Annotated in this window: 6 protein-coding genes; all 6 read right to left on the bottom strand. The window is 40.5% G+C overall.

What is annotated here, in order from left to right; genetic code table 11:
* Positions 1–57: 57 nt before the first annotated feature.
* The 6 genes from A374_RS12695 to A374_RS12670 all read right to left on the bottom strand — a co-directional run bounded on the left by A374_RS12695 (position 58) and on the right by A374_RS12670 (position 6,272).
* On the bottom strand, positions 58–474 hold the full coding sequence (locus tag A374_RS12695; protein ID WP_007202618.1) for a YlbF/YmcA family competence regulator: 417 nt from the start codon (positions 472–474) through the stop codon (positions 58–60).
* Complete coding sequence (gene miaB, locus A374_RS12690; protein ID WP_420794949.1) at positions 471–1,958, bottom strand: tRNA (N6-isopentenyl adenosine(37)-C2)-methylthiotransferase MiaB; 1,488 nt, start codon at positions 1,956–1,958, stop codon at positions 471–473. The genes A374_RS12695 and miaB overlap by 4 nt, the downstream gene beginning before the upstream one ends.
* 190 nt (positions 1,959–2,148) lie before the next feature.
* On the bottom strand, positions 2,149–3,015 hold the full coding sequence (locus tag A374_RS12685; RefSeq protein WP_007202616.1) for a 2-oxoacid:ferredoxin oxidoreductase subunit beta: 867 nt from the start codon (positions 3,013–3,015) through the stop codon (positions 2,149–2,151).
* Positions 3,016–4,752, bottom strand: coding sequence for a 2-oxoacid:acceptor oxidoreductase subunit alpha (locus A374_RS12680; protein WP_007202615.1), 1,737 nt, complete (start codon positions 4,750–4,752; stop codon positions 3,016–3,018).
* A 336-nt stretch (positions 4,753–5,088) separates the two neighbouring features.
* Positions 5,089–5,349, bottom strand: a complete 261-nt coding sequence (gene spoVS, locus A374_RS12675; protein ID WP_007202614.1) for a stage V sporulation protein SpoVS — start codon at positions 5,347–5,349, stop codon at positions 5,089–5,091.
* Between the two features lie 128 nt (positions 5,350–5,477).
* Positions 5,478–6,272, bottom strand: coding sequence for a TIGR00282 family metallophosphoesterase (locus A374_RS12670; protein WP_007202613.1), 795 nt, complete (start codon positions 6,270–6,272; stop codon positions 5,478–5,480).
* Between the last annotated feature and the right edge of the window lie 41 nt (positions 6,273–6,313).

Below are 6,313 nucleotides of genomic sequence, written 5' to 3'. Positions count from 1 at the left end.
TATTAAACTGTCTATTTTTAAGGGTACAGTTCATATGAAGACTTTCTTTCTACCTTATTAGTGACAGCCACAGTTTTCAGCCGAACCTGTCGTTCCACGTAACTGATCGCCACCTGTTGATTCAATAATTTCATCGGTAACCGTGTTAGAAATCGTATGCGAAACCATTTGCAAAATATCATTCACATCTTCTTGTGATTGCTTAAACTGTTGCACAACGGGAATCTCATCCATTTCTTTCATCATCGCATCAATTTTAGCTTCCACTTCTTTATGAGCTTCTGCTTTTCCGTAATGCTGAAGATTAACTGCTTGCTTTTGCAACGATTTAATCGAAGCAATCAGCGTACTTACTGACTGATTTCCATTGATTTGTGCTTCTGCTTTTTTAAAGAAATCTACTTCTTCAGTTGCTGCAATCATTTGTGCAAGTTCTTTTGCTTTATCAAGAATTTCGCTTTTACTATACTTCATCCTTCGATCACTCCTGCCGTCTCTTCTAGTAAATTGCCACGTAATGTCCACGTTTTGGCATCTGTAACATGTACTTTTACAATCGTTCCGATCAAATGCTTCGGTCCTCTGAAGTTGACGACTTTATTCGATGATGTATGGCCCGTGAGCACGTCTGGGTTCTTTTTACTTTCTCCTTCTACGAGCACTTCAACAACGGAATCGATGTAGGCTTCGTTTTTGGAAAGAGAAATTTCATTTAGTGTGGCATTTAAGCGCTGCAAACGTTCTTTTTTCACTTCTAATGGCACATTATCAATCATTTTTGCAGCTGGCGTGCCTTCACGCGGTGAATAAATAAATGTATAGGCGGCATCGTATTGTACTTCCTTCACAAGCGACAGCGTCTCTTCAAACTGCTCTTCTGTTTCATTAGGAAAACCAACGATAATGTCTGTTGTTAGCGCCGCATGTGGAATGGCTTGTTTGATCTTACCAACAAGCTCCATATAATGCTCTCGCGTATACTTTCGTGCCATTAACTTTAGAATTTCACTATTACCATGTTGCACTGGTAAATGAATGTGTTCAACAAGGTTGCCACCCTTTGCTAATACTTCAATTAAATGATCGTCAAAATCTCGTGGGTGACTCGTTGTAAAACGAACGCGCGGAATATCAATTTTGCGCATTTCATCCATTAAGTCGCCAAGACCATATTCCATATCTTCAAAATCTTTTCCATACGCATTCACATTTTGACCGAGTAATGTTACTTCTTGATAGCCATTGCGAGCGAGATGACGTACTTCTTCGATAATGTCTTCGGGACGACGACTGCGTTCTTTCCCACGCGTGTAAGGAACGATACAGTACGTACAAAACTTATCGCAACCGTACATAATATTTACCCAGCCTTGAATGTTCCCTTTACGAACACGCGGCAAGTTTTCTACGATATCGCCTTCTTTTGACCATACTTCCACGACCATTTCCTTTGAAAGGTACGCTTCTTTAATAATTTGTGGCAAACGATGAATGTTATGGGTACCAAAAATCATATCAACTTGATCATACGTTTGCAGTATTTTAGTAACAACAGACTCTTCTTGCGACATACAGCCACAAACGCCAATTAGTAAATCTGGTTTTTCTAATTTTAACGGCTTTAAATGGCCCAGTTCGCCAAACACTTTATTTTCTGCATTTTCACGAATCGCACACGTATTCAGAAGAATAACATTCGCCTCTTGAACGTCTGTCGTCGGTTCATAACCCATTTCTGTAAAAATTCCTGCCATCACTTCTGTATCATGCTCGTTCATTTGACAGCCGTATGTACGAATATAAAATTTCTTGCCAACACCGATTCGTTTTAAGTCTTCTTCCAAATCATAATCTTTTAAAATTTTAACCGCTTCTTTACCACGTTTTTTAGCATCTTTTAAAGAAGGTGGTTGATAGGTTGATTGAAAGTAAGACGCATAGTCCTTATGATCTTTCATATCTTTCACAGGAACATCTCCTGACTCTTTCATTGTACTTCCTCCCTTGCAAACAGCGAAACTAGAGGTATTCACTCATAACTTCAATATTATAACAAACTTTTTCACGCAATGGAAATGTTCCTTCCTCTACGAAACATAAAGTCCGCAAAAAAAAGCGACTCAATTTCTGAGCCGCTCTCTTTCTGTATTACATGAACTCGGAAACAAGCTCACTAAATGTGTCTTCATCCATTTTTAAATCTGCTTGAGATAAAGCATCTTTGCTATAACCATGCGCTAACTCTTGATACGACGGCTTTTGTGTGTCTTGATAAATAATCCCTTTAACAAGACCATCGTGCTCCATGAGTGTTTGCATCGCTTGAACACGATTAGAAGGATCATACCCTTCGATCGTCCCAAGACTTGTTAAATGTTCTTTAAACCAATCATACGTATTGATTTTATTATACGTAACACATGGTGAAAATACATTAATGAGTGAAAAGCCTTTATGCTGAATGCCCTGCTCTATAATGGACGTTAATTCTTTTAAATCGCTCGAAAAACTTTGAGCGACAAACGTAGCACCAGCTGTTAGTGCTAATTCCATAACATTAATCGCTGGTTCAATGGAACCTTCTGGCGTACTTTTCGTTTTAAAGCCTGTCGATGAACGTGGAGATGTTTGCCCTTTTGTTAGACCGTAAATCTGATTATCCATAACGATATACGTTACATCAATATTACGGCGAATCGCATGAACAGTATGACCCATCCCAATGGCAAAACCATCACCGTCACCACCTGAAGCGATCACCGTAAGATCACGATTTGCCATTTTCACCCCTTGAGCGATTGGGAGCGCACGGCCATGAATGCCGTGAAAACCGTACGATTTAATATAACCGGAAATTCGCCCGGAGCAACCAATCCCAGAAATAACGGCTAAATCGTCTGGCTCTAAACCAACGTTTGCTGCTGCCCGTTGGATGGAAGCTTGTACGGAGAAATCACCACAACCGGGACACCAGTTCGGTTTTACTGAGTTTCTAAAATCTTTAAACGTCGCCATTTAAACCAGCTCCTTGCATTTGTTAAAAATATCCGAAGGCAAGAACGGATTTCCGTCATATTTAAGCACACTTTCCATTTTGTCATGCGCCGCAATATTCATTTTAATAATGCTTGCTAATTGACCCGTTGCATTATTTTCAATAACAACGACTTTTTTCGCAGAAGCGACCAAGTCTGCCATTTCAGCGGTTGGAAATGGATGAATCAGACGAATGTGTGCATGATGAACTTTAAGACCCGTTGCTTCTAAACGCGGAATCGCTTCTTCAATAGCACCACGTGTCGAGTTAAAGCCGACGAGTAAAACGTCCGCCTCTTCATGTGGCGTATACGTCACGATTGGCGTATTAAAGGACAGCTGCTGCAATTTTTTCATGCGCTTATCCATTTGAGCTTGGCGATTGCTTGCTGCTTCAGAAGGCTTACCTGTTTCGTCATGTTCGACACCGGTAACGTGATGAATACCATTTTTCATGCCTGGTATGACGCGCGGTGAAATGCCTGTTTCATTTAATTCATAGCGTTTAAAGTACGAACCATCGTGATCTGGAAGTTCAACATTTTCTTGAAGCGCTCCACGACGAATTTCTACTTTACTATAATCAAGCGGTTCAACGGATTGTTTTCCTAACGATAACTGAAGATCGCTTAATAAAATAACAGGACATTGATACTCTTCGGCAATATTTAATGCTTCTACTGCATCATAAAATGCTTCCTCTGCTGTACTTGGAGCCATTACAACCTTTGGAATTTCTCCATGCGTACCATAGATCATCGCCATTAAGTCCGATTGCTCTTGCTTGGTTGGCAATCCTGTTGATGGTCCACCACGCTGTGTATCAACAACTACTAATGGTGTTTCTGTCATACCGGCTAGTCCGATTGCTTCCATCATAAGCGATAAACCTGGTCCTGCCGATGAAGTAATCGTTCGCACACCCGCATAGTTCGCACCAATAGCCATCGTACATGCAGCAATCTCATCTTCTGTTTGAATGACTGTACCACCGAATTTTGGTAGTTTCTTAATAAGATACTCCATAATTTCTGAAGCTGGCGTAATCGGATACGCCGCCATAAAGCGAACGCCTCCAGCAATAAAACCGAGCGCAATCGCATCATTACCAATCATAAACATACGTTTTTGACCGTCTGCTTCTTTTAATTGGAAGCCTTCTAATTCACCACCGGCTGCTTCTTTAAAGTATTCAGCGCCTTTTTTAATAGCTTCCATATTCTTTTCTACGACTTTCGCTCCTTTACGGGCAAAAATCTCTTCGACTACTTCTATGTAAGCATCTGTCGATAAATTTAAAACGGCACTCGTAGCACCAATGGCTACCATGTTTTTCATGAGAGACGTACCTAACTCATTAGCGATTTCTGTAAACGGTACAGAAAACAAAGCAACATCCGCATCTTCCGGAACAACGGGCTGAAACTTCGCATCACCAATAACAACGCCACCTGCACGTAATTCATGAATATTTACATCAATGGTCTCTTGATCAAATGCCACAAGAATATCAAGATCGTCTGAGATGGAACGCGTCTGCTGTGTGCTTACACGAATTTTATTGTTCGTATGACCACCTTTAATACGAGAAGAGAAATGACGATAACTATATAAATAATAGCCGAGACGATTTAACGCCATCGCAAAAATCTCACCGGTACTGTCAATTCCTTCTCCTTGCTGTCCACCAACTTTCCAAGAAAGCTGATCTATCATGAACTCCACCCCTTCTTTCATTATATCAACTAACAGCTTTCTTTGGTTTTTGTGTAAAACCAAAAAGATCATGTATAAAAATGCGCTCATTTCTAAGGAAATTAAGCGCTGCTGTACAATGCTGTATTATAAAGCTGTTACTTAAAAATATGTACTAAACGTCTACAATTCTAGACCTAAACCTTTAAAAAATCAAGCGAAATGGCAAATTCCTAGAAAACGCTCTACTGGTTCAATAGAAGGAATCTTTTAAAAAAGAAGAATCCATCCATCCTCTCACTGTAAAAAAACCTGTCTGCACTACGAGCAAACAGGCTTTTATACATTTAATGTCCATTAGCGTGGCTCAACAATAAGTTTAATCGCTGTACGTTCTTCTCCATCAATCATAATATCAGTAAAAGCAGGAATACAAATGAGGTCAACTCCACTCGGCGCTACAAATCCTCGCGCAATCGCTACTGCCTTTACGGCTTGGTTCAATGCACCGGCCCCAATTGCTTGTATTTCAGCCCCGCCACGTTCTCGAAGGACTCCGGCAAGTGCACCAGCTACAGAATTAGGGTTGGATTTTGCTGAAACTTTTAATATTTCCATTTCTTTGTACCTCCTTAGAGATCTGATACCCATTCTACTATATTCATTGAAAAGGGCCCGTATTCCTGCACCAAAGAAAAGATAACTGTCACAATCTACAAATTTATTTGCCCCTGCTTAATCGGACACTAGTCAAAGAATGGTTGATCGTCATTTATCAATATAGTAGAAATGTTTTTAGCAACTCCGGTGGCAGGATCACATTCTATTAGTACAGCACTTAACTGTTCCCGTCCTGAGGCTACTTCAAACCTAACAGGTAAGCTCGTTAAGAACTTCTTCATCACCGCTTCTCGGTCCATTCCTAAGATGCCATCATAGGGCCCTGTCATGCCAACATCTGTCAAATAAGCGGTTCCGTTTGGTAAAATGCGGCGATCATTCGTTTGAACGTGTGTGTGTGTACCCACAACCGCAGTTACTTTACCATCTAAAAACCAACCCATCGCTTGTTTTTCACTTGTTGCTTCTGCATGAAAATCAACAAAAATAATGGGCGTACGTTTCCGCATTTTTTCTACAAGTCTTTCAGCAGTTTCAAATGGACAATCAAGCGGTGGCAAAAATGTTCTTCCTTGTAAGTTGATAATCCCAACTTCTAGCTGATTCATTTTCAAAATAGCCGAGCCGTTCCCTGGTGTTCCTTTTGGGAAATTGGCCGGACGAACAAGTTGAGGTGTCGTATCAATGACTTCAAATACTTCACGATTATCCCATGCGTGGTTACCAAGCGTAATCGCTTGCGCGCCTGCTTCAAAAAAACCTTTGACGATTTTTCCGGTAATCCCTCTACCATGAGCAGCGTTTTCGCCGTTTACAATCGTTACGAGTGGCTGATATTTCTTTTTTAGTTTTGGCAAATACGTATCGATCATGTTACGGCCTGGAGCGCCTACAACGTCTCCAACAAATAATATTTTCATGTGGTTCTCCTTTATTTCTTCTCATAAAAACAAAATAAAGT

This window comes from Fictibacillus macauensis ZFHKF-1 (assembly GCF_000269865.1).
In the GTDB taxonomy this organism is placed as follows: Bacteria; Bacillota; Bacilli; order Bacillales; family Fictibacillaceae; genus Fictibacillus_C; species Fictibacillus_C macauensis.
The sequence above is the reverse complement of the archived record's forward strand: the minus strand, read 5'-3'. Positions and strand labels throughout refer to the sequence as shown.